The following is a 26,415-nucleotide window of genomic DNA, read 5'->3' as shown; positions in this document are numbered from 1 at the left end:
CGCTCGGTTCACTATGCGCACTGAAATGGTCACGACAACTGACTTTGATCCAAACGGGAGGTTGCTACTGTGAAAATGATAACGACAACGATCAGCCGCACCCGCACCGGGCAGAAGGCTGCACGCACCGTCAAACGGCGGTATGCGCATAATCGTATCGCACTGCTATTTCTAGCACCATGGTTAGTCGGACTGGTGCTGCTCACACTCGGGCCGATGCTGACATCGCTCTACATTTCATTTACGAATTATACAATTCTGAACCCACCGGTATGGGTCGGCTTGCAGAACTATATTACGATGTTCACTGGTGATCCGTTATTTATCAAATCATTAAAAGTTACATTCACGTATGTGGGCGTCTCGGTTCCGGTCAAGCTGATCTTCGCCCTGCTCGTGGCGATGCTGCTTAACCGCGGTATTCGCGGGCTGGGCATTTACCGGACGATCTATTATATCCCTACCCTGCTCGGTGGCAGTGTGGCGATTGCGATGCTCTGGCGTAAAATGCTCGGTGGTGACGGACTGCTGAACGGACTGCTCGCCATGATCGGTATTAAGGCACCGGATTGGGTTGCCAATCCTAACTATGCGCTCTACTCGATCGTACTGCTATCCGTATGGCAATTCGGCTCGTCGATGATTATCTTCCTTGCCGGGTTGAAGCAGATTCCACCGGAATACGATGAAGCGGCTGCGGTAGATGGCGCTGGTGCGGTGCGACGCTTTTTCCACATTACCCTGCCGATTCTGTCACCGGTCATTTTCTTCAATCTGGTTATGCAGCTGATCACGTCATTTCAGTCGTTCACCCAGGCATTCATCATTAGTAATGGCTCCGGCGGGCCCGTCAATTCCACGCTGATGTACTCGCTTTATCTGTACAAAAAAGGCTTTGCCTTTTTCCAGATGGGCTACGCGTCAGCGATGGCATGGGTACTTGTCATTCTGATCGGACTGTTCACACTACTTGTATTCCGTAGCAGTAAGCTGTGGGTGCATTATGAGGATGGTGGTAAATGATGATCGGACAACGTAGCTCGACCGCATGGATTGTGATGAAGCATCTGGTGATCTCTGGAATTGCGTTTGTGATGCTGTATCCGGTGCTCTGGATGTTCGGCAGCTCGTTCAAGCCGGGACATCTAATCTTCTCGGAAATCTGGTTCTGGCCCAGTGAATGGAACTGGGGCAATTATCGCAGTGGCTGGGAAGGGATTCAGGGCAACCCATTTGCACGCTTTTTGCTCAACTCGATTGTGCTATCGCTGGGCGCAGTGCTCGGTAACGTGATCTCATGCTCGATGGCAGCGTATGCGTTCGCACGGCTGGATTTTCGCTTTAAAGCCTTTGGCTTTGCGTTAATGCTCATGACGATTATGCTACCGCATCATGTGACACTGATTCCGCAGTATATTTTGTTCAATCATCTGGAATGGATCAACACATACTTACCCTTAATTGTGCCAAAATGGCTGGCAACGGACGCCTTCTTCATCTTTTTAATGGTGCAATTTTTCCGTGGCTTACCGAAGGAGCTGGATGAAGCAGCAACGATCGATGGCTGTGGTCCGGTGCGCATTTACTTAAGAATTATTGTGCCGCTCGCCTTTCCAGCGCTTGTCACGACGATGATCTTCACCTTCCTGTGGACATGGGATGACTTTTTTAGCCAGCTCATTTATTTGAGCGATGTGAGCAAGTACACGGTTCCACTCGGCTTGCGTCTGTTCCTCGATTCCAGCTCACAATCGGATTGGGGACCGATGTTCGCGATGTCGGTGCTGTCGCTCATTCCATGCTTTATTATTTTCATCGTCTGTCAAAAATACTTTGTCGAGGGCATCGCTACATCGGGTTTGAAAGGATAATCGACGATTGAATCCGAACATCTCATGATAAAGTGAGTGATGACGTATGACGAAAGCAAGTCTTTCCATCCGCATCCGACATAAGCTGCAACAAAGCAAGCTCACCACATTGATGGTGACTTGCTTTATTGCGTTTAATCTACTGCTTGTGTCGGCAATTGTATGGCTCGCCTATCAGTCGTTCTCTGCGGTCACCTTTGCGGAGATTAGCAAGGCAAGGCTGGCGCTGCTCAACGAAAGCACCCGTCGCGGCTTCGACTTTATTACCGGAGTATCTGGCACTGCCTATTCGCTTGCCAGCAACCGCGAGCTAGCCACATTGCTACATACCAGTAACGCCCGTCCCCTTGCCCAGATTCATCAGCGCCGTGAAGTGTCACGTATGATTGAGCATACGCTCGTGGTGAATGACCGGATTAGCTCGATTGAGCTGTATACGAATGCGTTTGATGCTGTACCGGTGACGATTGCCGATCATATCTATCCGGTACAGCAAATTACAGATGAGAACTGGTTTCAGACGCTACGGCAGGCAGATGCTGCCTGGGTTCCGTTACAGGAGCAGTCGTCCGGTCATTCGCTGATCGGCTATGCACAGCGTATTTTTGACAGTCATGGTGAAACGGTCGCTTATGTGCTTATTCGCTTGAGTCGTGACGATATCGTACAGCGCTTTGCCGATCTGCCCCTACTTCAGGACGGTCAGGTGCTGCTGATCGATACAGCCGGGCATACGATTATGCGAATTGGTAGCAAGGGTACAGCGATTGCTGAGCAGGATAGCAATCCGAATGCTGCTAGCCTACGATCACAAGCAGTAGCTACAGATGGGATGACGATTGACCCGGAATGGATGGAGCAGCACACGCGGTTAGGCGAAGATGGTTATGAAGTCGTAACCGATGCCAGTGGCAACAAGCAGCTCGTCCTCTACTCGCGTCCAGGCACGCTGCAATGGCGATTGGTGCAGACGATTCCAGTTCATACGCTACTCGCTCCAGTACAGACAGCCGGCTGGCAGATTATCGGAGTCGCTGTGCTTGGATTGCTCTGCTCGGTGCTGCTGGCGTATTGGTTTGTACGGCGCATTGTACGTCCGTTACAGCAGCTCATTCAGCATATGAAGCGACTGGAGGAAGGGCAATTTGATACGAGAATTACGCTTTCGTTTACCGAGGAATATGCACGGCTGGCTTATGGCTTTAACCATATGGCTTCGCGTCTGACGGAGCTGATGAATCGTGTACGTGAGGAGAGCCGCGCCAAGCGTGAAGCACAGACGGGATTACTCGAAGCACAGATCAAGCCCCATTTTCTATACAATACACTGGATATGATTCACTGGCGTGCACTTGATTATGAAGCGCGTGATATTAGCCGAATGATCGTGCAGCTGAGTAAGCTACTACGCATTGGCTTGAGTGGTGGTCGATTATTCATCTGCGTGCGCGATGAGCTGGAGCATGCGCGCTGTTATGTGAGCATTCAGGCGGAACGTTTACCCTTTGCCATCGCCTATGAGGAACATGTGCATCCTCTACTACGCGGCTCGTATATTCCGAAAATCATTTTACAACCATTTATTGAAAATGCCGTTATGCACGCCTGTCCCGATGATGATGTGCTACGCGTTGGGGTCGATATCCAGCCACTTCATGAAGCAGGTCTTATCTCATCAGCCCCGGCTCAAGCGCTCGATCAGCCAGCAGGTATCGTCATTCGCATTACGGATAACGGACAGGGACTACCGGATGATTGGCGCGAGGATCAATGCTCTGGCATCGGTATTCATAATGTACAGCAGCGTATTCGGCTCTATTGTGGCAATCAATATGGGGTACAGCTTACCAATGGGACACATGGCGGAACGGTCGTGACGATTACATTACCGCGAATCGATAATGAGGAGCAGCTCCAATTCTGGCTAGGAGGCGAAAGCGCATGAAAAGTATTCTACTCGTCGATGATGATCCGCATATTATTCGTGCACTAAGCGAGCATATTAACTGGGCAGCCCTTGATCTGCATGTAGCTGGAACAGCGGCTAGCGGTACAGAGGCACTGGAGCTGTTCTATGATCTACAGCCCGATCTATTGATGACCGATGTGTATTTGCCCGGTATGAATGGGTTGGAACTAACCCGTAAGCTACGCGGTGACTATCCGAATCTGCCGATTATTATTTTGAGCGGCTATGATGAATTCGAGAATGCGCGTGCGGCGATGCGCTGGGGAGTGAGCCATTTTCTGCTGAAGCCAGCTGAGGTCGACGAGATCACCAGTGTGCTACAGGAGGTCATGCTGGAATACGATGTTAGAGAGCGCCATGAGCAGTTAGAGCTATCGTATCGACAGGAGGTCGGTCGTGTACTTCCCTATCTACGCAAGCAGTTTATGAAGGAGCTACTCACGACACGCTATCGTCCCGAGCAATTATCCCGTGAGCGGATGGATTATATCGGTATTCAGCATCGAGATCAGGTGCGAGCTGTTAGCTTACAGCTGAATCGTCCCAAATTTGTCACCCGGATGAAGGAGCGCGATTGGCAATTGCTACGCTATGGGGCAGCCGATATTATTCAGGAAAATGCTGCGCTCTATGCCCAGCAGCATGGACAGGGACAGGTGGAGCTGGTCGATTATTCAGATCGTGTATTCGTCCTTGTCGTGCTGGAGCAGCATAGTGCGCTGGATACGCTGCATGTATTATTAGAGCGCATCATTCAGCAAATTTTCACCTACTTGAAAATTGAGGTCAGTGCTGGCATCGGCTTGTGCAAATCGGATCTGTGCGAGCTAATGGACTCGTATCTGGAAAGCTGTGAAGCGCTCGAAAATGCGGAGTTTCAAGGAGGTAGCCGTATCTATTGCTATGAACACGATATGCTAAAGCAGTCACCTGTACCGGATCATTCAGCTGCGCTACGGCAATGGAATGATGCCTGGAATGATATGCGTACCGACACGGCACTGGATATCTGGCATACGCTACGAAGTCAGCTGGAAAGCGGGCATTGCTTGCTACAGGATGTACAGGTCGTCGCGGTTAGTCTGTTCGACACGCTTATTCATAGCTGGAATCGACGATATCCACGACTGGAGCCGCCCTTATCGATGAGCGAATTTTTACGAGATATTCAATCCAAGTATGCACTAACAGAGCTAACAGGCTGGATGGATGAGCTGATCCACCACTGGCTGGAGCATATTCAGCGCGAGCAAGCGGAGAAAAAGAGCAATCGGCTCGTCGCTCAGGTGAAGCAATATGTGGAGCAGCATTATGCGGAGGAGATTAGCTTTGAGGCGATTGCCCGGTCGCTGTATGTGCATCCCAAGTATCTGAGTCAGCTGTTCAAGCGGATGACGGGTGAGAATTTTGTGAGTTATTTGAATCAGTATCGGATTGAGCGGGCGCTGGCGTTATTGGAGTCGGGTCAGTATATGGTGTATGAGGTGAGTGAAATGACGGGGTTTCGTAATGCGACTTATTTTAGTCAGGTGTTTAAGATGGTTACGGGGAAGAGTCCATCTGAAGTTGTGAGGTGACGGGAGAGGAGTTGGTTTTAAGCGCCTTGTGTGTGGGGGAGGTTGGGGAGGTACACCACTTCGGGAAGGAATAAGGGGACGGACTCGGGTGGAGCCGCGGGAATCTACGGATTAGGATCAAATTGTAGATTCCCGTGCTCAAAAGCAGTAAGATATTTTGCTTCGCAAAAATCACTTTTCATTGAACCCCGTGTTAGGAGATCGCTAACACGGCAAGTCGTCCTTTCCCCTTATTTCCTTCCCTTCGTTCTGTGCTTGTGGCAACCTTCTTGTATAGCTAATAGCATCAAACCAACTACTCTCAAGGGAAGGGGAGGCAGTTTTAGTTAAAATGATAGGGATCAGGTTATTGTTACTCAGATCATTTTGACGCTAGTCTTAGTTTTATTGAATAATGCGTTAAATGTGTTAAATAATGAATGGTTGGATGAACTTTTTAAGTGTGTATGTGTGTGATAGATAAAATAGATACAATTGAAAAAGAGGTCATCCTATGGACTGGGATGACCTCTTTTTTGTGGGTATCAGCATGTAGCATGTGGGCAGTAGATTGGATAGTAGGGTGTTTTTGTGGATGTCTACTGGATATGCTGGGTGTATATTTGAATTTGATAAAGGATGTGGCGAGTACATGCTATAAGGGCAGAAGTGTTTTCTGCCATCATCGATCTACAGACATTGATTTATAGACATTGATTTATAGACATTGATCTATAAATATCAATTGATGGTTATCGATAGTGATGATTCATTCGTAGTATAGTTGCTCCATTACTGGGCTGTTACGGGTTCAGGCATTTCGCCTGCGCCGGAGGAGTCGGAATGGATGTGGACTTGCAGGTCGCCTTCGTTTGCGGTGACTTCTACGGTGGAGCCTGGTGTTGCTTCGCCGGCGATTAGGGCTCGGGCGACTTTGGTTTCCAGGGCGCGTTGGATGAATCGCTTCAATGGGCGTGCGCCGTAGGCAGGGTCGAAGCCTTCGTCAGCAATCAGGCGGGCTGCATCGTCGCTGATGTTCAAGCTGATTTGACGGTCAGCAAGGCGTGTGCGCAAGCCATCGGCTAGCTTGAGTACGATTTGTTGAATTTCGTTCAGGCTCAGTGGCTTGAAGATGACGATATCGTCGACACGGTTTAAGAATTCAGGGCGGAAATGGCTGTTCAGCTCGCGCATGACCGTTTGACGTACTGATTCGTTAATCTCACCATCGCGCTCCATCGCTTGCAGTAGATGCACAGAGCCGATATTCGAGGTCATGATGACGATTGTATTTTTAAAATCAACATTCCGTCCCTGTGAATCGGTCAGGCGTCCATCGTCCAGCAATTGCAGGAGCAGGTTGAATACGTCTGGATGTGCCTTCTCGACTTCATCTAGCAAAATAACGGAATACGGCTGGCGGCGTACCGCTTCGGTGAGCTGTCCACCTTCTTCATAGCCGATATAGCCTGGAGGTGCACCGACAAGGCGAGATACGCTATGCTTTTCCATATATTCGGACATATCGATCCGAATCATATTTTCCTCGCGATCAAATAACGAGGCAGCAATCGCCTTCGCTAGCTCGGTCTTACCGACTCCGGTCGGGCCAAGGAACAGGAATGAACCGATCGGACGATTCGGGTCCTTGATACCTGCGCGTGAGCGAATGACCGCATCCGCAACAAGCTGTACCGCTTCATCCTGTCCTACGACACGTTCATGTAGCACCTCTTCCAGACGCAACAGCTTCTCACGTTCGCCTTCGACAAGACGGCTGACCGGAATACCTGTCCAGCGCGAGACGATATCTGCTATTTCCTCTTCCGTTACCGCTTCACGCAACAATCTTCCCTCATGATCCTGCTGTGCTTCTTCCTCTGCTTGCTTGAGCTGACGCTCCAGATCGGGAATGATGCCATAGCTCAGCTCGGCGGAACGATTCAGATCGTATTCCTCCTGCGCATTTTCCAGATCGACGCGTGCTTGCTCCAGTCGCTTTTTCAGCTCGTTCACGCGCTCGATACCTTCTTTTTCCTTATCCCAGCGTGCCTTCATCTCTAATTGCTTTTCCTTAAGATCGGCAAGCTCGCGTTGCAGGGCTTCCAGACGTGAGCGACTCAGGTCATCGGTTTCCTTTTTCAGAGCAGCCTCTTCGATCTCCAGCTTCATGATGCGGCGTGTGACCTCATCCATCTCGCCTGGCATCGAATCGATCTCGGTACGGATCATCGCACATGCTTCATCGATCAGATCGATCGCTTTATCCGGTAAAAAACGATCGGAAATATAGCGATCCGACAGGACGCCAGCCGCTACAATCGCGTTATCGTGAATTTTCACCCCGTGGTGAACCTCAAACCGTTCCTTTAAACCACGCAAAATGGAGATGGTATCCTCTACATCCGGCTCACTTACGAGCACTTGCTGGAAGCGGCGTTCCAATGCAGGGTCTTTTTCGATATAGGTGCGGTATTCATCGAGTGTCGTAGCACCGATACAATGCAGCTCACCGCGTGCCAGCATCGGCTTGAGCATATTCCCTGCGTCCATCGCACCCTCGGTCTTGCCTGCGCCAACAATCGTATGCAGCTCGTCGATAAACAAAATAATCTGCCCATTGCTCTCCTTCACCTCACGCAGCACCGCTTGCAGACGCTCCTCGAACTCACCGCGGTATTTCGCACCTGCAACAAGCGCACTCATATCGAGTGAAAAGATCATTTTATCCTTGAGTCCTTCCGGTACGTCCTTGCGCACGATCCGATGAGCCAGCCCTTCGACAATGGCCGTTTTACCAACGCCCGGTTCACCGATAAGCACTGGATTGTTTTTCGTTTTCCGCGACAGAATGCGGATCACGCGGCGAATCTCATCATCTCGACCGATCACCGGATCGACTTTGCCTGCGCGTACCTCAGCGACCAGATCACGTCCGTACTTCTCCAGCACTTCATAGGTCGCTTCCGGGTCTTTACTCGTAATACGCTGATGTCCGCGAATCTCGGTCAACGCCTCCAGCACGGTATCTCGCTTCATCCCGTGCTGATTAAGCAGCTGACGTGCCTCCCGATTGCCTAGCTCATCGCTCGATAATAACGCCAGCAAGGCATGCTCAACAGCGACGAATTCGTCCTTCATCTCCGCCGCTTCCTTCTCCGCTTGATTCAGCACCTGTAGCAGACCTGCCGACGCATACCGACTGACCGCTGACGAGCCGCTAATGCTCGCCTTACGACGCAGCAGTTCTTCATTCTGACGTGCAATCACATCTGGAGAAATATTCATTTTTTGCAGTAAACGGGGCAATAGGCCTGCATCCTGCTCCAATAGCGCTTTAAGCAAATGAGACGTTGTTACTTCCTGATGTCCCATTCCAGTCGCCAGCGATTGTGCTGAAGCGACTGCCTGCTGTAGCTTATTCGTTAATTTAGTATAATCCATGCTTCTCTCCCTCCTGAACGATCCAAATCAATAATGGATAGAGTCCAATGGTGTCTATTTCGCCTTCATTATTTATAGGTTAAGATTTTCGCTTCATTCGCGCGCGATAGCCGTTCGTACGAGACAGCTCGCGGTATAGCTCACGCTCGCGTTCACTCAATATCTCTGGCACGATCACTTCGATCTCCAGCATCAAATCACCATAACCATGATCATCATCCTTCATTCCTTTGCCGGGAATCCGTAGCTGTTGCCCAGCCTGTATCCCCTCTGGCACCTTCACCTTCACTCGGGATAGATCAGGAAGCTGAATCTGTGACTGTGTTCCAAATACCGCTTCCCACGGAGCAATTTGCAAGGTACCATGCAGATGCTTTCCATCTAAACGGAACATAGCATGAGGGAGAATATGCAGCGTAATCAGCAGCTCCTCATTAGCACGAATGCCATTGCTGCCTGTTCCACGAATACGAATCGTACGATCGGTCTGAATGCGTTCTGGAATTTTTACATGAATATTGGAATCGCCTAGCTTAATCGGCAATTGATCACCACGGTAAGCCTGCTCCAGTGTAATATTCATCGTCGCTCTGGTCGTACGTGCACCAGCATCCGTTCCCATATATGAATTGGTAAATGTACCTGCCGAATCGCCGAAAAAGTCAAATCCATTCATACGCTCACCAAAAAACATATCGAACAGATCCTCGTCACTATAGCTTGTATTCGTACGATACTCATAACGTGTACCACCGCCCGCAGAAGATCGCGAGCCTGACGACGATGCGGCACCACCATTTTCGTATGCACGTCTTGCTTGCTCATGCTTGAGCAGCTCATCATATTGTCCACGGCGGCGCTCATTGCCCAGCGTCTCATACGCCTCGGCAACCTCCTTGAAGCGCGACTCAGCCTCCTCCGCCTTATTCACATCTGGATGCCACTGCTTGGCAAGCTTCTGGTATGCCTTTTTAATCTCCTGTGCGGAGGCTGTAGCTGGAACGCCCAGCACATCATAATAGTTACGGGGCATATTCTCCCTCCTTTCACATCGATATTATTCCATATCACTTCATCGCTTTGCTCTACATATATAACAAAGGTGCATTATAGCCTTCATATCTACAATGCACCTCAGATGGTCTGTTAGAACCGTGTATGATCGCTTTGCCATATCATTTCTCTGCAAAACGAATCGGATGTATAGTTATACGTGTTGCACTACAGAACTGTTTCATGGAAAAGGAGGGCTATCCCTCCTGCGCTCATTGCTGCCATTCTAATCATCCGAATGGTACGTATCCTCCACATCGGAATTGCCTAGCATATCAATCCTTATTTTACTTATTTTTAAGCCAATTGACTAGCCGTTCAAACAATCGACTCGGCTTATTCTCCAGATTGAATCTCAATGCGCCGACCTTCTGGACGCTGACGCTTTGGAATTTCCAGTTTTAGCAGACCGTCCTTGAGCGAGGCATCGATCGCATCGGCATCAATATCTTCGACATAGAAGCGACGTACATATTCACCATAACGACGTTCTTTACGGACAAAGTGTCCTTTTTCTGTATCCTCGGTATTATTTTCCTCCTGATGAACAGCCTTGATTGTCAAATAAGGAGCGGCATAATCAATATTGATATTTTCCTTCGTAAAGCCCGGTAGCTCGGCTTCCACATGATATGCCTGTTCGGTTTCCCGAATATCGGTTTTGAACGACAATGTGCTCGATTTGAGCGGAGCGAAGAAATCATCATTAAACGCATCACCGAAGGACTTCATCAACTGACCAAATGCATCCTCACGACGTTTACCAAATGGAACCAGATCAAACATAAAGCATCCTCCTTTAGTGATTTATAATGGTAATAAAGTTAATAGTGATCAGTGTCCGGTCAATGTAGACACGCAGCCATTCGCAATCCATCCTGAACAATGAATCGATCTGACCATGCAAAGCACCTTTGATTAATGATTGCTCATGTCTGGCGCTTGTTTGACTTTAACTGACCTTTTGACTTTATTATAGTTCTACTGTTCTCATTCAACAAAATCGATTTTCGCTCATTTATGGCGATTAGAGGCGGTAACAGGCGATTTCCATAAAATATTTTATACTTTCTTATTGTTTGACCTTTTTTGACCTTTAATCAAAAAATCCACCGATCCGCCTTTGAAAAGAACGGATCGGTGGATAGATAGTCTAGTGGATAGGCCAAACGTAGATTCTACTTTTTGTTCGCTGAAATGATTCACTGAATGATGGAGATTCTGCTTCACCACTATCGATCTATACGTACCTGTACACTTTCCCCTACAGGTTTACATGCTATTCATCCAAAATGCTGCTGCAAAAACTCCATCGTACGACGCGTATGATACGGCCCCACATAATGCCCATCAAATGGATACACGGCAATCTGCTTATTCGCACGAATCCGATTGTACGCTGCAAAGATCGTTTCCGGCAGACAGACCATATCCTTCAGCCCGCATGAGACGAGCAGCGGAATGCGAATACGATCTCCTAGATTCAGCATATCAAAATAACTGAGCGTCTGTAGCACCTGCTGCAAATGCTCGGGATAACGACTGACAAACTGTGCCGCCTCCTTGAGTGAGCTTTCCGAATTTAGAATGCCAAAGTCCATATGACACATATTCGGAATATTCGCGACTGCTACCGCTGGAATATCACTTAATGCCGCTGTGATCAGCGCCAGACCGCCACCCTGACTGGCTCCATACACGGCAATACGCTGAGTATCCACATCCTCACGCTCTGCTACCCATTGAACCGCTTTCAAAGCATCGATGGTAATCGCTAAATAATAGAACTTTTCCTTATCCAGAATATTCTGTGACAGCCAGCCTGCACTCATACCAAATTCAGACGCTAGATGATTCCCTGTTTCTCCACCCTGTCCACGCACATCCATGGCAAATACAGCATAGCCCAGTGCCGTCCATTGCGCATATTCCTCTGGATAACCCTTGCTGCCAGTATAGCCATGGTACATCACGATACACGGCAAACGCTCTCCCTGCACATTCGCAGGACGAATATACCAGCCTGACAATGGCGTATCATCAAAGCCTTCATAGGTTACCCTGTGCACCTCAACGGTACGCATTGGCGTCGTCTCCAGCTCAATGGTACTATGCAATGGCTTATCCTTAAAACGCTCCAGCGTACGGCTCCAGAACTCATCCAGATCGGACGGTGCAGTCAACATTGGAGCATACTGCTCCAGATCACGCATTCGGCGTGCAATCGCATTACTAATCATCATTATCCAGACTCCTTTGTTATTTTGCCACAGGTGAACGGTATCACGACTACAGGCAAAATCAGGTTCTTTGATCAACGCGCTTCAGGTCGATTGTGACATGACGAGATTATGTAAGGAAGGGCGAGTAGCCTGTATAATACCCAAGCTATCCCGCCCTTTATTCCCCTTGCCGCCTATCTAATATCGGGCGACGGTTACTTGTTCAGCTTGACGATCCAGCCCGTAATCATACGGAAGCAAAAGCTAAAAATAGCCGATGGCACGATCGCGACGACCAATGTCAGCAATATACTTCCTACGCCGACTGTACCCGGGTTATTGCGAAACTCCAGCACGACAAGCAGCACGGCCATAATCACATACCAGCCTACAAAATCGGACACTCTGAAGTTCGATTTGATCCAATTCATCGTATTCCCTCTTTACTCCAAAATAAACCCTCACAGCCGCAACATACCGGAGCGGAGGCTCAATATCCCCATGCTATCAGTAAAATCAGTAGATGACAAGCCAACATTAAAGCATAGCCTGCATCCTTTTCCATATACTGTTTCACAATGAAGAGCTTCTGGCTGCTTCTACCGATTCCTCCCTTTCTTTCAGAAAAAATAAAGAGAGCTTATAGACAAAAATGGATGCGGATGGAAAATAAGCGTAACGGATCGACATAACCTTCGTACTACCTCTATACCGTCATCCCAGATCACACGCTATACTTCATCCTGATCATTCGATTAGCTTCATCCTATAAGCTCGACTTACGAAATGGAGGAATACATATGAATAGACCCGGTACACGATTACAGATCATTGACGCGATGCGCGGCTTTTCCCTGCTGGGCATCATTATGGCAAATATGCTTATTTTTCAATACGGAAGCTGGGGATTGATCGATATTCAGGCAAAATCCTTTTCAAGCGCCGATCATATCGTAAATGGACTGCTGGAAGTGCTCGTTGTGGGTAGCTTTATGCCGATCTTTGCGCTGTTGTTTGGATTTGGGATGATGAAAATGAAGGAGAGTCTGGAACAAAGGCAACTGTCACCTTATACGCATCTGAGCAGACGATTTGCTCTGCTGATGCTGATCGGGATGATTCATGCCTTTTTCATCTGGGACGGTGATATTTTAACGTATTATGGCGCATTTGGCTTTGTCCTGCTGCTGTATATGCGTTGTCGTCCGAATACACTGCTTGTCTGGACATCGCTGGGCTTTGGAGTATTGCTGCTTATTGGATTGGCAAGCCTGTTTATTCCTGATTCGGGTGATGGCTCAGCAGACCCATCCTACCTGATGAATATGCTAACGGTATACAGTCAGGGCAGTTATCTGGATATTTTGCTGCATCGTAATATGGAAACGCCTTTTGGCTCCTTTGCCTTTAGCTTTGTGCTTATGTTCTTGCTGCTTCTTACGACATCGATGCTGTATATTCCTCTGTTCTGGCTGGGCATGTATTTGGCGAAAAAGGGCACGTTCGAGCAAGCCCATACGAAGCGCGCGCTCTATATGCGAGGTACGCTTATATTCGTTCCGCTCGGACTGGTGCTCAAGCTCACTCCACTGCTCCTACCGATACTGGAATGGGAAACGCTAGCCGTTCTTTTTGGAGGCCCCGTGTTAGCGATTGGATATGTGTTTGCCTTTGCATGGGTGTATGTGAGCGTGGGCGAGCGGCGCTGGATGACTCGCTTTGCAGCAGTGGGGAAACTGTCTTTAACTAACTATTTGCTACAGAGCATTATCGCAACAACGCTATTTTATGGCTATGGGTTTGGCTGGTTCGGTCAGCTCGGTGTAGCGATGGGAGCGGTTATTGCACTGGGGATTTATGTATTACAATGGCTGCTCAGTCCAATCTATCTGCGTCATTACTCCTATGGCCCGGTGGAAAAGCTACTGCGTATGGGAACGAATGCATCACGCAGTGGTCAACCTCGATCCATAGCGCCAAAAGATGCGGCTTCCTCATAAGAGGAGCGGCTTAACGCATTCAATTTATTTTCATCAAAAATGATATGTAGTACTAATGTACATTTATTCATATCGCAATGATCCATGTACCTACAAAGGGCGTTTAACGTGCAACCAGTCTACACGTTAAACGCCCTTTATTTATAGTTGAATCAAACTATTGCAGCAGCTTCACAAAGCCAGTCGATGTACCTGTAAAGCCGAGATGACGATAGAACGCATGCGCCCCTGTTCGTTCCTCACGATTGCCGCTATTTAGCGCTAACGCATGAGCGCCAACCGTACCTGCCCAGCCCTCGGCAGCAAGCAGCAGCGCGCGTCCAATACCACTTCCACGATAACGATCATCGACAACTAGCGACCCTACGCGCACATGTATCCCATCACGCTCAAATCGCATCTCCTTAATCAAACCGATCATCCCAACGACTTCTCCATCAGACTCAGCTACATAGGTCTGATAATCGGAGTGCTCCTGTATAGGTGCAAAGCGCGTACGGAAATCCTCCTCTGTTACGGGATAACCCAGCTGATCCATCAATACGACCAATCTCGGAATATCCTCTTGCTTCGCTTCACGCATAACGAGTGTATGCTGCTCCATTGTTGTTGCTCCTCTCCTGCATTGCTTGGATGTCGTCAAAATTCATGTTTACGATAGCCGTGTTCATTATGTATGTATTACCCACTCACTATAGCATGACCGTCTGATGCAAACTATTATAGTTTTATGATTCTTTTATCAGAAAAGGCTCAGAGCAGACGATATACAGCATACGAAAAGTAATCAGCGTTAATTAGCATACAGATAGCACACTTCAACAGTTACACAGCTACACATAGGAGCCGGGTGAAAACATCCAAAATTTGTATATTCGATTCTAAAACGGTATAATAGAGTTTATATATGTAAATAAATATATATAAGCAATCTAAACTGAATGGAAGCAACCTATGTTTTGAGATGACCATTCAATCCGTTAAGGAGGATATGTATGAATCAGACAACCAAGTATGCTAACTATATCCCAATGCGTGAGCTAAATACGGTGGACAAACAGCTGTATCCGTTTGACGCCTATAACGAGCTACTGGAGCAAACCCCGGTTCGGTATGACGAAAATCGCAAATGCTGGGATGTATTCCGTTATGAAGATGTGCAATATGTATTGAAAAATCCAAAGCTGTTCTCATCGCAGCGCAATCGCAGTAACCAGAGCCTTCTCTATATGGACCCGCCGAAGCACAAGCAATTGCGCGATCTGGTTAATCAGGCATTTACACCGAAAAAGATCGAACAGCTCGCTCCCCATATTCGTGAAATTGCGGAGGATCTGCTAGACCCACATCTGGCAAATGGACGCATCGATCTGGTGCATGAGCTGGCAGGCCCCCTACCTGTCATCGTGATCGCTGAGTTAATCGGCGTACCGACAACCGATCGCCATACATTCAAGCACCTGTCCGACCTGCTCGTTAAAGGGGCGCGTGATGATAGCGAGGAAGCTTTTCAGGAGTTGATGGATGAAAAGGCGCAGGCGCATGAGGAGCTAGAGCAGTATTTTACGAATATCGTGAATGAGCGTCGTCAGGCATTGCAGGATGATCTTGTCTCCTTGCTGATCGAAGCTGAGATTGAAGGACAGAAGCTGAGCGACCTGGAAATTGTACGCTTCTGCATTCTACTTCTGGTCGCCGGGAATGAGACAACGACCAATCTGATCACCAACGCGGTACGCATTCTGTGTGAGCAGCCTGAGCTTCAGCAGCGGATCGCTGGGCAGCCGACATTAATTCCAACGACAGTCGAGGAGACATTGCGCTACTATCCACCTATCGTGGCGATTGGACGAGTAGCGAGTGAGGATGTAGTACTGCAAGGTCAGACCATTCAGGCTGGACAGCAGGTGATCTCCTGGGTCGGTGCAGCGAATCGGGATGAGCGCAAATTCGCACAATCGGAGCAGTTTGTACCGGATCGTAAGCCGAATCAGCATATGGGCTTTGGGTTTGGGATTCACTTCTGTCTTGGTGCGCCGCTGGCTCGTCTGGAGGGGCGGATTGTACTGGAGACATTGCTCGCGAAGATGCGGAACATGAAGCTGGAAGCTGGGGCAGAGTTGCAGCCGATTCAGAGTGCGTTTGTGTTTGGGGTGCGGGAGTATCCTTTGGGGTTTGACGCTATTCGTTAGAAAACAGCTTTTGGAGTTTGCTTGTGGGGGACACTCCGGGAAGGAATAAGGGGACGGACTCGGGTGGAGCCGCGGGAATCTTTTGGAATAGGATAGAATGAAGATTCCCGCCCCTCCAAAGTCGTCCTTTCCCCTTATCTCCTTCCCTCCGTTTCGTGCGGATGCAATTTAAAAGCTCTGACGTGGGATGTACTGTGGTTTTCTAATGAATAGAGTCTGTGGGGGAGTGGGCAGTTTTTTGATAGAGGTGGAGGGTTCTACTTTACACTTCTACACTTCTACACTTCTACACTTCTACACTTCTACACTTCTACACTTCTACACTTCTACACTTCTGTATAAAGTGTGATGACGTAAATACGTTTTATCAACTATAAATTTGAGCCGCTCCGTGTATGGTGGAGCGGCTTTTATATGAGCATGTATTGGTTATGGGTTTTGGTGAAATAAGTCTAAATACTCACTTTTCGTTAGCTGATGTGTGACTTGTTTCGTAATGAGATAGAGGCTTGGATGAAGATTGCATGAAATAGGGGGGCTTCTGCCTTATTTTTGTGGAGTATGGGAGGTTTAGGGCTGTAATTGTCTATTGAGAATGCCTGTTTAGACTGGTTGAAAGCTTGCTTCTGCATCTTTTCATACAGGTGTAGCAAGGGATATTTCGGTAAAGTTGAAACTCTTAATGTTACAGGTTACAATCGTTGTATTCGAGCAGTGCGTGCTGCTTGCACATCATTAGAGGAGTGATATTATGCCGAAAAAAAGCTATGCTTTATTGTCCATGACCCTTGCTTCTGCACTTGCCCTATCTACAGCCGGAGTTGCAGGTGCTGCTGCCTCTGAATGCGGCACCTCCACTACGTCTACTGCTTCTGTCAAAGCTAAGACTACAAAGGCTGCGACAACGACTGCTTCCTCGCAACAAAGCGCGGAGAAAGCTAATCAGAAGAAGCTCGCTGAGAACAAGCAATTTGTGCTGAATATGTTCAAGGATATTTTCACCGATCATAAGCTGGACACAGCAAGCAAGTATATCGCTGACGATTATATCCAGCATAATCCGCTTGCAGGTAACGGACGTGAGGCATTTGTGAATTTCTTCGCTCCATTTGTGAAGCAGAATCCACAATACAATGTAGAGGTGAAGCGCATTATCGCTCAAGGCGATCTGGTGCTGGTGCACAGCCTTGCTAAGACGAACAAATCAGATCGTGGCATGGCGGTTGTTGATATTTTCCGTCTGGAGCGTGTGAACGGCAAGCCGATCATCAAGGAACACTGGGATATCGCTCAGCAAGTACCGGAAAAGTCTGCTAACAGCAATACGATGTTCCCACTGCCTGGCACTCCCGTTCAGGTGACGCCGGCTAGCTCCAAGCAGGTAGCTGCCAATGTGAAGCTTGTAACGACATTCTATAACGACTTCTTTAACAAAAAAGATGGCGATGCTCTGAAAAAATACGTAGATGAAAACTATATCCAGCATAACCCGAGTGTTCCAACAGGACGTAAGCCATTGGAATCGTTTATCCCCATGCTAAAAAGCAACCCGGATAGCCGCAACAACATCGTACGCGTTATTGCCGAAGGTGATATCGTTGCCCTGCATGTACACGGCCAAAATAACAAGGATGACCGTGGTGCAGCTGTAATGGATATGTTCCGTGTAAAAACGATCAACGGCAAGCTGAAAATCGTAGAGCACTGGGATGTCGTACAGGAAGTACCGGAAAAATCGGCGAACAATAATACGATGTTCTGATTGCAGCATCAGGGTTGGAACGGATAGAGATGGAATGGGAGTATGGTACGTATCAGTGTAAACGGCGTTATTGCAGCTTTATCCATGAATTCTATCCGTACATGCTCAAAACAACAAAGCTGATTGTGACGTGGCTGTGATGGGCTGCCATCCTAATTTTGGCGGCCGCTGATAACAATGTTTAGTCACAACCGAATAGGAATGCCGCACAGCACCTTTCCACTACTTGGTTATACACCGGTAGAAGGAGAGGTGTTGTTGGTGTTGTTGGTGTTGTTGGTTACATTTTTAAGCAAAATTCCATAGCAATCCACAGCAAAACAACAAACCCAGATCCATTTTTTGATATACAACTGTCTATACTTTTCTGCTCCTTTACACCGCTCTTTTATATTTAAAATCAATAAGATAACATTTCATAAATAGTTTTTAACTATAAGTGAATAGGAATCAAATATTGGATTGTCTGCCACCATCATAGTAAAGTGAACAGCATCTTCAACTCGTGCACTCCTTCGTCTACATAGGTAGGGTTGCCCCAAACAGAAAGGATGAACGTGATGCTGCTTCAATTGCTGTCTACAATGTACCAGATTTTCCTGCCTATTTCGCTGCCTGTGATTGGTGGTGTGCTGCTGCGACGTTTTCGTGGTCTGGATACGCGTCCGATTGCGACGGTATCGCTATATATTCTCACACCTTCGATCGTATTTCACACGCTACTCCATGCGGAATTATCGATGTCTGATGTGAGTGTGACGATCGTCTTTTCACTCATCAGCCTTGTCGTAATGTGGCTACTGGCGGTTGGGCTTGGACGTCTGCTACGACTTCCTCAGCAAGAACAGGCAGGGTTAACGCTCATCTCCATGTTCACCAACTGTGTGAACTATGGCTTACCGCTTGTATTACTGGCATTTGGGCAGCTCGGACTGGATAAAGCGTCCGTCTTTGTTATCGGGCAAATGATTATCGTGAACACGGTCGGTGTGTTTTTCGCAGCACGCTCGCATTTTTCGATCAAACAGGCTTTTTATGCGGTATTCCGCTTGCCTGCCGTATACGCTGCTATACTAGCTTCGATCCTACGTCTATCTGGCTTGTCCTTACCTACCGCACTTGATGATGGCTTTGCGATGCTGGCTGCTGCCTATTCGCCACTGGCGCTTGCTGTGCTCGGCGCGCAGATGATTAATGTAGGCTCCAGCTCATCCACCTCAGATGATGCAGCATCACCACGCGCCTTCTGGGCAGGGATGGGGCTACGGATGGTCGCTGCTCCACTGGTATCGTGGGTATTACTTGTACTGCTCGGTGTGGAAGGTACGCTGTTCAGCGTGTTACTCGTTCTCACTTCGATGCCAACGGCTGTCAATGCAGTCATTCTCGCACAGCAATTTGGCGCGGCACCCCGGCTCGTATCTCGCTGTATCCTGTGGACGACGCTAGGCTCGATTGTTACATTGCCCGCGTTATTGCTGGGGTTACAGTAGTGGCTTAGGTTACAGAATCGGAACGTTTAGGAGGATGTAAGAAGCAAGAGGATACTATTGAGGGATGAAGGTCTTTAGTTCTAGTCGGTCAATTGGATGGAGCGAATATGGTGTTTATGGTGTTGATATCCATACCTTTATAATATAAAAGCACACTAGCCTGCTCCTCCTAACCACTTGTCGATTCAAAAACTAAAAAATCACTATAAAAATAACCGCTCTTTCTCACTGAGAATAGAGCGGTTAACAGCATGTAAAAGTAATTCCAACAGAGCCATATCGATTGATACTTCTATCCATCTAATCGCAAAACACCGGCAACTGTGGATCGCGCATATGTTGAAATAACGTCTGAATCTGCTGCTCGGTATTGCGATCTACCGATAGTGGCGGCAGCTCGTCCTCAGCGAAAAAGCCAACCTCGGTCGTCTCCGTTGTATCTGTACTTGCTTCTCCACCGATCAACTCACACAGGATAAACATTTTGTACACATGCCATGGAGAAGGTGGGTGGGCATGGAACTTCTTGTCCACTACGCCAATTAATCGCACTGGCTCTACAATATAGCCGGATTCCTCGCGTACCTCTTTGACCGCAATTTCCTTTGGAGATAGTCCGATATCTGCCCAGCCACCTGGCAATGACCAGTGACCGTCGATCTTCTCCTTGACCATCAGGATGCGTCCATCCCGGAACACGACTCCACGCACATCGACCTTGGGCGTAGCATAGCCTGTCTCCGCAGCAAATAGATCACGAATCTGCTCGGTTTCCACATCGGTATATTGCTGCATAATCTCAATGCTCAGCTCACGCAATTGCTGAAACCGATCGATATCATACACATCCCGCGAATATTCCAGACCTGCCTGGCTAATCGCCTGAATTTGCTTTGCCCATTCCAACCATTTTAATTGCACACACTCCACCCTTTCCCTGATCGCTTACGGCAATTATTCTGCCTTGTTCGCCTCATATGGTAGCAGATGGCTCGTACAATTGTACAATGCACAATCCCATTCCTGGTCAGCATCGCATTCCACGACCGTGATGGACATATTATCAAGGGAATGCCACTTAGGCGGCTCCTGCTGCAAAATCACATTCAACACATGATTTAGTAGCACACCATGACTTACAATTAAAATACGCTCATCTGGATAACACTCTGCCAGCTCCTGCAAGCAGGCTAAGCCTCGCTTGGCACCTGATTCGGGGGTTTCCAGACCGAGGTCTTGCTCCTTCCAATCCTCACCCCAGCGTTCGATCCGCTCCGCCTGTGTCGTGCCTTCAATCAGACCGCCGTCCAATTCGCGCAGCCGTGCATCCAGTGTAATCGTCAAGCCGCTCGCCTCAGCAATAGCCTGTGCGGTTTGCTGAGCACGCTTGAGATCGCTTGCATAAATGCGATCCCACTGCTCACCCGCAATACGCTCGCCGAGCAGACGTGCCTGCTGCCAGCCATTTTCATTTAATGGGATATCGGAGCTGCCCTGAGCACGGCCTTCCTTGTTCCATATCGTGCTTCCATGCCGGATTAAGCCGAAAGTCGTCATGTTATTGCCTCCATTCCCTTCATTTCGTCGTTTTATACGTTAGATTATACAGTGACTTTTATGTGCAAACGGTATACAATTATGCTTTATGAACAGGCAGGATACCCGCTAATTCTCTTTATTTTACCATGTTTTTGGATATCAGTCGCCTGATTACGCATTCGTCTTTGACTGGCTCGATGGTTTTGTCGCTTGCGTATATGCCTCAGTTGTGTCAATATAACGAAGCAAACGAATGTACGTACTATTTTTCCTTATTTTGGAAAGGAGATCACCTGGATCATGGCCAACACGATGTTTCGCCTGCTCACCGAGCTATCCTCTCGCAAATGGGTATCCCGGCTTACAGGCAGCTTTGCCAAATCACGGGCCAGCCGCGCGTTAATCCCGAAATTCATTCAGGCTTATCGCATCCCGGCAGAAGAAGCAGAAAAACCGTTACAGGATTATCATACATTGAACGATTTTTTCACGCGTCGTCTTCAGCCCAGCGCACGCCCGGTTGATGCCGACCCGATGTCATTGATCAGTCCGGTAGATGCATTGATTACTGCGATGGGACCACTCGATGACCAATTAATCCCGAATGTAAAAGGACAGGACTATACGCTGGACGAGCTGCTTAATCACTCTCCGCGTCTGGAATCGTATCGAGACGGATATATGTTCGTGCTCTATCTCAGCCCACGCGATTATCACCGCATTCATGCGCCCGTTACAGGTAGACAGACCGAGCGCGAGTATATTCCGGGCAAGGTCTATCCGGTTAACGACCGCAGCATGGTGAATATGCGTTCCGTACTGAGCCGCAATGAGCGTCAGATCACGTATATTTCCCACCATTACGGTGAGGTTGCTGTAGCCAAGGTTGGCGCGCTGAATGTGAGCAGTATTCGCTATGCTGATGATGCACGCACGTCCTGGAATAAGGGCGATGAGCTGGCTTATTTTGAATTTGGTTCTACGGTGGTGCTGCTCATGCAGAAGCACACCTTTGAGCCGGATGCGCAGCTTGCCGTTGGTAGCCGTGTGAAAATGGGCGAAAAGCTCGGCACATTGCTCGACCTGGAAGCGACACGCCCGTATCAGCGCATCAAGGATGCTGACCTCTAAATTAGCGAAAAGCCCGGACAGGAGCTAGCTCCAATGTCCGGGCTTCTTTGTATTGTGCTTGGTTACTTTGCGCTTGGCTTTCATATGCTCACTTGTCTGTGTGAACAAGAATGTATTTCTCACTTATCATTTCCATTCTGCAATCCGTTAGCAGCTCCTTCCCCTAGCGAATCTCGGATGGACTTTTCCCCGTATACTGCTTGAATTGACGACTGAAAAAGAAAATATCGCGATAGCCCAGTGCATCCGCCACCTCGGTCACATTCATTCCCGTATACACCAGCAGATGCTCGGCACGCTCAATTCGCATCCGAATAATATACGACTGCACGGATGCGCCGATTAACTCCTTGAATTTGATCGAGAAGTAGCGCGGTGACAGACCTGCTCTTGCAGCTAGCTCCTCTACCCGGTGCGCCAGACTGGGGTGCTGACGAATATAGTTGGCAACCTCCTGAATCGTCTCATTCAGCTGATTGCTCACCTTGCGCGGCACAGGCTTGCGCTGTTCCTCGCGCAACAGATGAATCATAAGTTGCTTCAAGATCAGGCGTGCTTCGTCCTCTGCTGCAAAGGCATGCTCCAGCAGTAGTCTTACGTAGCGCACCAGCATATATTCAAAATCAATCGTCTCATCCAGCATGCGATACCGAATCGGTACACGGCTCACCGGCTCGTCTACATCAAAATGGATATAAGTGAGCACGAGCGGCTTTTGCGGATTATGTGTAGCTGTTGTCTCATCCCCTGGACGGAACAGAAAGCAGCTTCCTTTACTGATCGGATAAGGCTCGCCATTCAGAATCAGCTCTCCTTCTCCGCTCCATACATAAAACAGATCATAGTTGGGCATCGGTTTTTCACGCTTTGGCCAGCGCCACTCCGGTTCACAGAAGATTTTGGCAAAAGCCGGTTTAAGTACAAATGAAGATGGCGATACTTCAAGCATCGGATTCCCCCCTTTTTCTATATACAACACCAATAGGCTTCTCGGTATCCTTCTCTATCCATCGTAGCGAGCCCTATAACGTTCCCAGCTACATATGCGATTTAAGATACATGCCTAACATCTAAAATTCAAAATATTAGGATATAGCTTTCCCACTACTTTTGCTATGCCGGACGATGACTCACCCACATCGCACCATGATAAAAAGCTTCTATGGGCTTATATTGCGCAAAAAGTAGCTATTCGTCAATGCCCGGCATGCAATTTGCACCTCAGTTACCTGTTCTGCGCTCAGGCTTGAGCATCCGAATCCGCAGCTGGCTTCGGCATCTGTTGCAAGCGTGCATGCTCCTGTAGCTCATCCTCGATAAAGGCAGCAATCATCGCACGATACACCTGCTCGGCTACGAGCGGATTCAGCTCATTCGCACTTGCTAGCTCACGTACCTTCGTAATCACCGCTTCAACTCGTGCAGGTGCCTTCACTGCATCGGTATCCTTTTTAAAAGTGGCCGCCTGTTTCACATACTGGCTGCGCTCACTTAGTAATCCAATAATCTGCTGATCCAAACGATCAATATGTCCACGAACCTCATCCAGACTTTTACACGTCTCCATGTCACTTCGCTCCTTTATCGCTTCACGATGATTAGTATACCTGCGTGTTGTACTATCTATTCCAGTGTGCGCTGCCATGCTAGCTCCAGACGCTCCATTCCCTGCTGCATCTGCTGCTCATCTGTATGGGCAAAGCTAAAGCATACCGCTGGTGCTCCGGTAGCGATCTGATACAGCGAAGCATCCTTCCATTGTACACCGAGCTCCAGCGCTTGCTCACGAAATCGCTCATATTGCGAGCGCTCCAGCTGCCAGCTTCCATAAATATGTAAACCGGAGTCGGTATCGATCCAATCAAATAGCTCCGATAAGCGTCCATTTAATAAGCGATGTAGCTCCTGAAAGCGTGGACGATATAACCGGGTCATTCTGCGCAGATGCCGCATATAATCTCCGCGCTGCATAAAGCGTGCCAGTGCACGTTGCTCCAGCGGCGATGAGGGCAAAGGCGCGTAAAGACTTTTCGCAGCGATTAGCGGTGCAATAAGCGCTGGCGGTACGATCGCATAGCCAATACGCAGAGCAGAGAACATACTTTTAGAAAAGGAACCGACATAGATCACCTGCTCAGAATGATCGAGTGCCTTGAGCGGCTCTAATGGGCGACCGCCCCAGCGAAACTCACTATCATAATCATCCTCTACAATCCAGGCGTTCTGCCGATCAGCCCATTGTAGCAGCTGCTGTCTGCGCGCTAAAGGCAAGACCGCACCAGTCGGAAATTGGCGACCCGGTGTAACGAACAATAATCGCGCCGACCAATCGGCTGGAAGGATGCCCTGTCGATCCAGCGGTGCGCCAATGAGCTTGCCACCTGCTGCGCCGACTGCTTTTTGAATTCCAGTATAACAGGGGTCTTCTACTACGACAGGCTCCTGCTCATTGATGAGCAATTGACAGAGCAGCACAAGCGCCTCCTGTGAACCACTGTACAGCATAACCTGCTCTGGACGCGCGCGAATCCCTCGTGTACGTCCCACATGCGTACAGATCGCTTCCCGTAGCCGCATATCGCCAATCGTACTCATCTCCTCTGTAAAAGCAGCAGACTGCATGTCCTGCGATGCGCCAGTCAGTGCTGTTTTCCAATCGGCTAGCGAATTGCCTTGCAGCACCAGATCCTGCGGACAAAAGGAGATCGGTGCGTGAGCTGGAAACGAATTAAGCTGTGACTGTAGCTGTACCTTCTCTTGCTCCAAAGCTCGTCCATTCGGCGGCTCCACAGACTGCCTCGCATCCAATTGCACAATGCGGTGTCCCCAGCGAGATAGGGTGGGCGTAGAGCGATCATTCCTCTGTTGATCTATGCTGCCTTTTCCTTTTGCTTCGAAGTCCGTTTTGTAAGCTTGCTTATCGTTTCGATGCGAGTGCTCTACGACTACCTGCTCGGATACATAGGTTCCTTTACCGACCGCAGCCTCTACATACCCTTCAGCGAGCAGCAGATCATAGGCTTCCGCCACAATGCCTCGTGATACTCCGTACATCTCTGCCATACTCCGCGTGGAAGGCAGACGGCTACGTGCAGGCAATGTACCATTCAGGATGCCCTCTCGCAGAGCATGATACAGGGCTACATATTTATATCCATGCTGCTCCAGTAGTCGCTGATAAGCAATCGTAATCTCCTGCATCTCGCTTCCTCTTTTCTACTAACTTGATCGGGCGGTAGTTATTTTTTAACTAACTTGTAGCTATGGTCTGACCTGCTCTATGTATGCTTTGTTGGATGTTCAATACGATACTGATGCTACAAATTGGACTAATCATTTTAGTCGATATTGGCTCTTTTAACCTGTCAATATTCAGCATAAGCTGGAATAACCGAGCGGTCAAGCGCTGGAATGGATCAATTAATCACGGTGAATTGGAGATACAGTGATGCTCGTAAGCGTCCTTTCTACGATCTTGAGCCGCTAATTCAAGCCTATAACGAAAAGCATGGAATGGGAGAGAAACGATATGCGTAGAAAAGAATTTTCGATTGCAGAAGAGCAGGAAGTAGCGGAGTTTCTGGAGGAAGTGACCTTTGGCTTTCTCGGTCTGGCGAATGAGGATGGCTGGCCGCGAGTGGTGCCGCTGAATTTTGCTTATGGAAATGGTGTCTTTTATGTACACGGTAGCCGCGCTGGCGAGAAGATGAATCTGCTCAAAAAGAATACCCGTGTCACGTTCTCAGCAGCACGCGAATATGCACTATTGCCATCCTACTTTACAGATGATCATATGGCATGTCCGGCAACCGCTTATTTTAAAAGTGTAACTGTACGTGGTCATGCAGAGATGATCGAGGATCTGGATGAGAAGGCTGAAGGCTTTAGCCTGTTTATGCGGAAGCTCCAGCCAGAGGGTGGCTATGATCCGATCACTACAGAAGATCCTCGCTATGTCTCCCAGCTCAAGGCGGTTTCGCTCATTAAGATCGTACCCGAGGAATGGAGTGCCAAGTTCAAGTTTGGACAAAATGTACGTGAGCCAGAGCGCCAGCGTATTATGGAAGGATTGGAACAGCGCGCATTGCCAGATGATCTGGAAACACAGCGTCTGATGGAAAAGTATTGTCCCTACCATCGTGGAGACGATCAAGCTACTTCCTAATCATCAAGCAACGACATA

At 48.5% G+C, this 26,415-nt stretch carries 21 protein-coding genes; 10 read left to right on the top strand and 11 right to left on the bottom strand.

Annotated features, from left to right (window positions below):
* Nucleotides 1-75 precede the first annotated feature (75 nt).
* Genes IEX62_RS18440 through IEX62_RS18425 form a run of 4 tightly spaced genes read left to right on the top strand, consistent with a single transcriptional unit; the run spans nucleotide 76 to nucleotide 5,417 of the window.
* Nucleotides 76-1,023: a carbohydrate ABC transporter permease gene (locus IEX62_RS18440; protein ID WP_188777204.1), complete on the top strand. Its 948-nt coding sequence runs from the start codon at nucleotides 76-78 to the stop codon at nucleotides 1,021-1,023.
* The gene (locus IEX62_RS18435; protein ID WP_188777202.1) at nucleotides 1,023-1,871 is read left to right on the top strand and encodes a carbohydrate ABC transporter permease; all 849 of its coding nucleotides are present in this window, start codon (nucleotides 1,023-1,025) and stop codon (nucleotides 1,869-1,871) included. The genes IEX62_RS18440 and IEX62_RS18435 overlap by 1 nt, the downstream gene beginning before the upstream one ends.
* A gap of 46 nt (nucleotides 1,872-1,917) precedes the next feature.
* Entirely contained in the window at nucleotides 1,918-3,816 is a 1,899-nt protein-coding gene (locus tag IEX62_RS18430; protein WP_188777019.1) for a sensor histidine kinase, read from the top strand.
* Nucleotides 3,813-5,417, top strand: a complete 1,605-nt coding sequence (locus IEX62_RS18425) for a response regulator (RefSeq protein WP_188777018.1) — start codon at nucleotides 3,813-3,815, stop codon at nucleotides 5,415-5,417. The genes IEX62_RS18430 and IEX62_RS18425 overlap by 4 nt, the downstream gene beginning before the upstream one ends.
* Before the next feature lie 771 nt (nucleotides 5,418-6,188).
* Here IEX62_RS18425 and clpB read toward each other — a convergent pair.
* From clpB to IEX62_RS18400, 5 genes are all read right to left on the bottom strand, one after another.
* The gene (gene clpB / locus IEX62_RS18420) at nucleotides 6,189-8,840 is read right to left on the bottom strand and encodes an ATP-dependent chaperone ClpB (RefSeq protein ID WP_188777017.1); all 2,652 of its coding nucleotides are present in this window, start codon (nucleotides 8,838-8,840) and stop codon (nucleotides 6,189-6,191) included.
* Nucleotides 8,841-8,919: 79 nt separating this feature from the next.
* Nucleotides 8,920-9,873 carry a DnaJ C-terminal domain-containing protein gene (locus IEX62_RS18415; protein ID WP_188777016.1) on the bottom strand — a complete coding sequence of 318 codons (954 nt, stop codon included), beginning with the start codon at nucleotides 9,871-9,873 and terminating at the stop codon, nucleotides 8,920-8,922.
* Between the two features lie 356 nt (nucleotides 9,874-10,229).
* Nucleotides 10,230-10,679, bottom strand: coding sequence for an Hsp20/alpha crystallin family protein (locus tag IEX62_RS18410; protein ID WP_188777015.1), 450 nt, complete (start codon nucleotides 10,677-10,679; stop codon nucleotides 10,230-10,232).
* A gap of 497 nt (nucleotides 10,680-11,176) precedes the next feature.
* Nucleotides 11,177-12,133, bottom strand: a complete 957-nt coding sequence (locus IEX62_RS18405; RefSeq protein ID WP_188777200.1) for an acetylxylan esterase — start codon at nucleotides 12,131-12,133, stop codon at nucleotides 11,177-11,179.
* A 197-nt stretch (nucleotides 12,134-12,330) separates the two neighbouring features.
* Nucleotides 12,331-12,546 (bottom strand): hypothetical protein, encoded by a 216-nt coding sequence (locus tag IEX62_RS18400; RefSeq protein ID WP_188777014.1) that lies wholly within the window; start codon nucleotides 12,544-12,546, stop codon nucleotides 12,331-12,333.
* Nucleotides 12,547-12,915: 369 nt separating this feature from the next.
* Between IEX62_RS18400 and IEX62_RS18395 the strand changes: the two genes are divergently transcribed.
* Nucleotides 12,916-14,115, top strand: a complete 1,200-nt coding sequence (locus tag IEX62_RS18395; protein ID WP_188777013.1) for a DUF418 domain-containing protein — start codon at nucleotides 12,916-12,918, stop codon at nucleotides 14,113-14,115.
* A 157-nt stretch (nucleotides 14,116-14,272) separates the two neighbouring features.
* Here IEX62_RS18395 and IEX62_RS18390 read toward each other — a convergent pair whose 3' ends face one another.
* Entirely contained in the window at nucleotides 14,273-14,719 is a 447-nt protein-coding gene (locus IEX62_RS18390) for a GNAT family N-acetyltransferase (RefSeq protein ID WP_188777012.1), read from the bottom strand.
* Between the two features lie 391 nt (nucleotides 14,720-15,110).
* Between IEX62_RS18390 and IEX62_RS18385 the strand changes: the two genes are divergently transcribed.
* The 3 genes from IEX62_RS18385 (at nucleotide 15,111) to IEX62_RS18375 (ending at nucleotide 19,562) form a co-directional block, all read left to right on the top strand.
* Nucleotides 15,111-16,307 carry a cytochrome P450 gene (locus tag IEX62_RS18385; RefSeq protein WP_188777011.1) on the top strand — a complete coding sequence of 399 codons (1,197 nt, stop codon included), beginning with the start codon at nucleotides 15,111-15,113 and terminating at the stop codon, nucleotides 16,305-16,307.
* 751 nt (nucleotides 16,308-17,058) lie between these two features.
* A complete protein-coding gene (locus tag IEX62_RS18380) occupies nucleotides 17,059-18,069 on the top strand; it encodes a nuclear transport factor 2 family protein (RefSeq protein ID WP_188777010.1) in 1,011 nt (336 codons plus the stop codon).
* Between the two features lie 560 nt (nucleotides 18,070-18,629).
* Nucleotides 18,630-19,562, top strand: coding sequence for an AEC family transporter (locus tag IEX62_RS18375; protein WP_188777009.1), 933 nt, complete (start codon nucleotides 18,630-18,632; stop codon nucleotides 19,560-19,562).
* Between the two features lie 300 nt (nucleotides 19,563-19,862).
* Here IEX62_RS18375 and IEX62_RS18370 read toward each other — a convergent pair whose 3' ends face one another.
* Entirely contained in the window at nucleotides 19,863-20,483 is a 621-nt protein-coding gene (locus IEX62_RS18370; protein WP_188777008.1) for an NUDIX hydrolase, read from the bottom strand.
* 33 nt (nucleotides 20,484-20,516) lie between these two features.
* Entirely contained in the window at nucleotides 20,517-21,119 is a 603-nt protein-coding gene (locus IEX62_RS18365; protein WP_188777007.1) for a histidine phosphatase family protein, read from the bottom strand.
* Between the two features lie 282 nt (nucleotides 21,120-21,401).
* On the opposite strand from IEX62_RS18365, the gene asd reads away from it, so the two are divergent.
* Entirely contained in the window at nucleotides 21,402-22,232 is an 831-nt protein-coding gene (gene asd, locus IEX62_RS18360; RefSeq protein WP_188777006.1) for an archaetidylserine decarboxylase, read from the top strand.
* A 163-nt stretch (nucleotides 22,233-22,395) separates the two neighbouring features.
* Here asd and IEX62_RS18355 read toward each other — a convergent pair whose 3' ends face one another.
* The 3 genes from IEX62_RS18355 to pdxR all read right to left on the bottom strand — a co-directional run bounded on the left by IEX62_RS18355 (nucleotide 22,396) and on the right by pdxR (nucleotide 25,433).
* Nucleotides 22,396-23,181, bottom strand: coding sequence for a helix-turn-helix domain-containing protein (locus IEX62_RS18355; protein WP_188777005.1), 786 nt, complete (start codon nucleotides 23,179-23,181; stop codon nucleotides 22,396-22,398).
* A gap of 291 nt (nucleotides 23,182-23,472) precedes the next feature.
* Nucleotides 23,473-23,799, bottom strand: coding sequence for a chorismate mutase (locus IEX62_RS18350; RefSeq protein WP_188777004.1), 327 nt, complete (start codon nucleotides 23,797-23,799; stop codon nucleotides 23,473-23,475).
* 56 nt (nucleotides 23,800-23,855) lie between these two features.
* A complete protein-coding gene (gene pdxR / locus IEX62_RS18345; protein ID WP_188777003.1) occupies nucleotides 23,856-25,433 on the bottom strand; it encodes a MocR-like pyridoxine biosynthesis transcription factor PdxR in 1,578 nt (525 codons plus the stop codon).
* Nucleotides 25,434-25,761: 328 nt separating this feature from the next.
* Here pdxR and IEX62_RS18340 point away from each other — a divergent pair, with 328 nt between their 5' ends.
* A complete protein-coding gene (locus IEX62_RS18340) occupies nucleotides 25,762-26,397 on the top strand; it encodes a pyridoxamine 5'-phosphate oxidase family protein (protein WP_188777002.1) in 636 nt (211 codons plus the stop codon).
* Nucleotides 26,398-26,415 lie beyond the last annotated feature (18 nt).

It is taken from the genome of Paenibacillus hunanensis (assembly GCF_014645615.1).
In the GTDB taxonomy this organism is placed as follows: Bacteria; Bacillota; Bacilli; order Paenibacillales; family Paenibacillaceae; genus Saccharibacillus; species Saccharibacillus hunanensis.
Note: the sequence above shows the minus strand (reverse complement) of the source record. Positions and strands in the feature narration are given on the sequence as shown.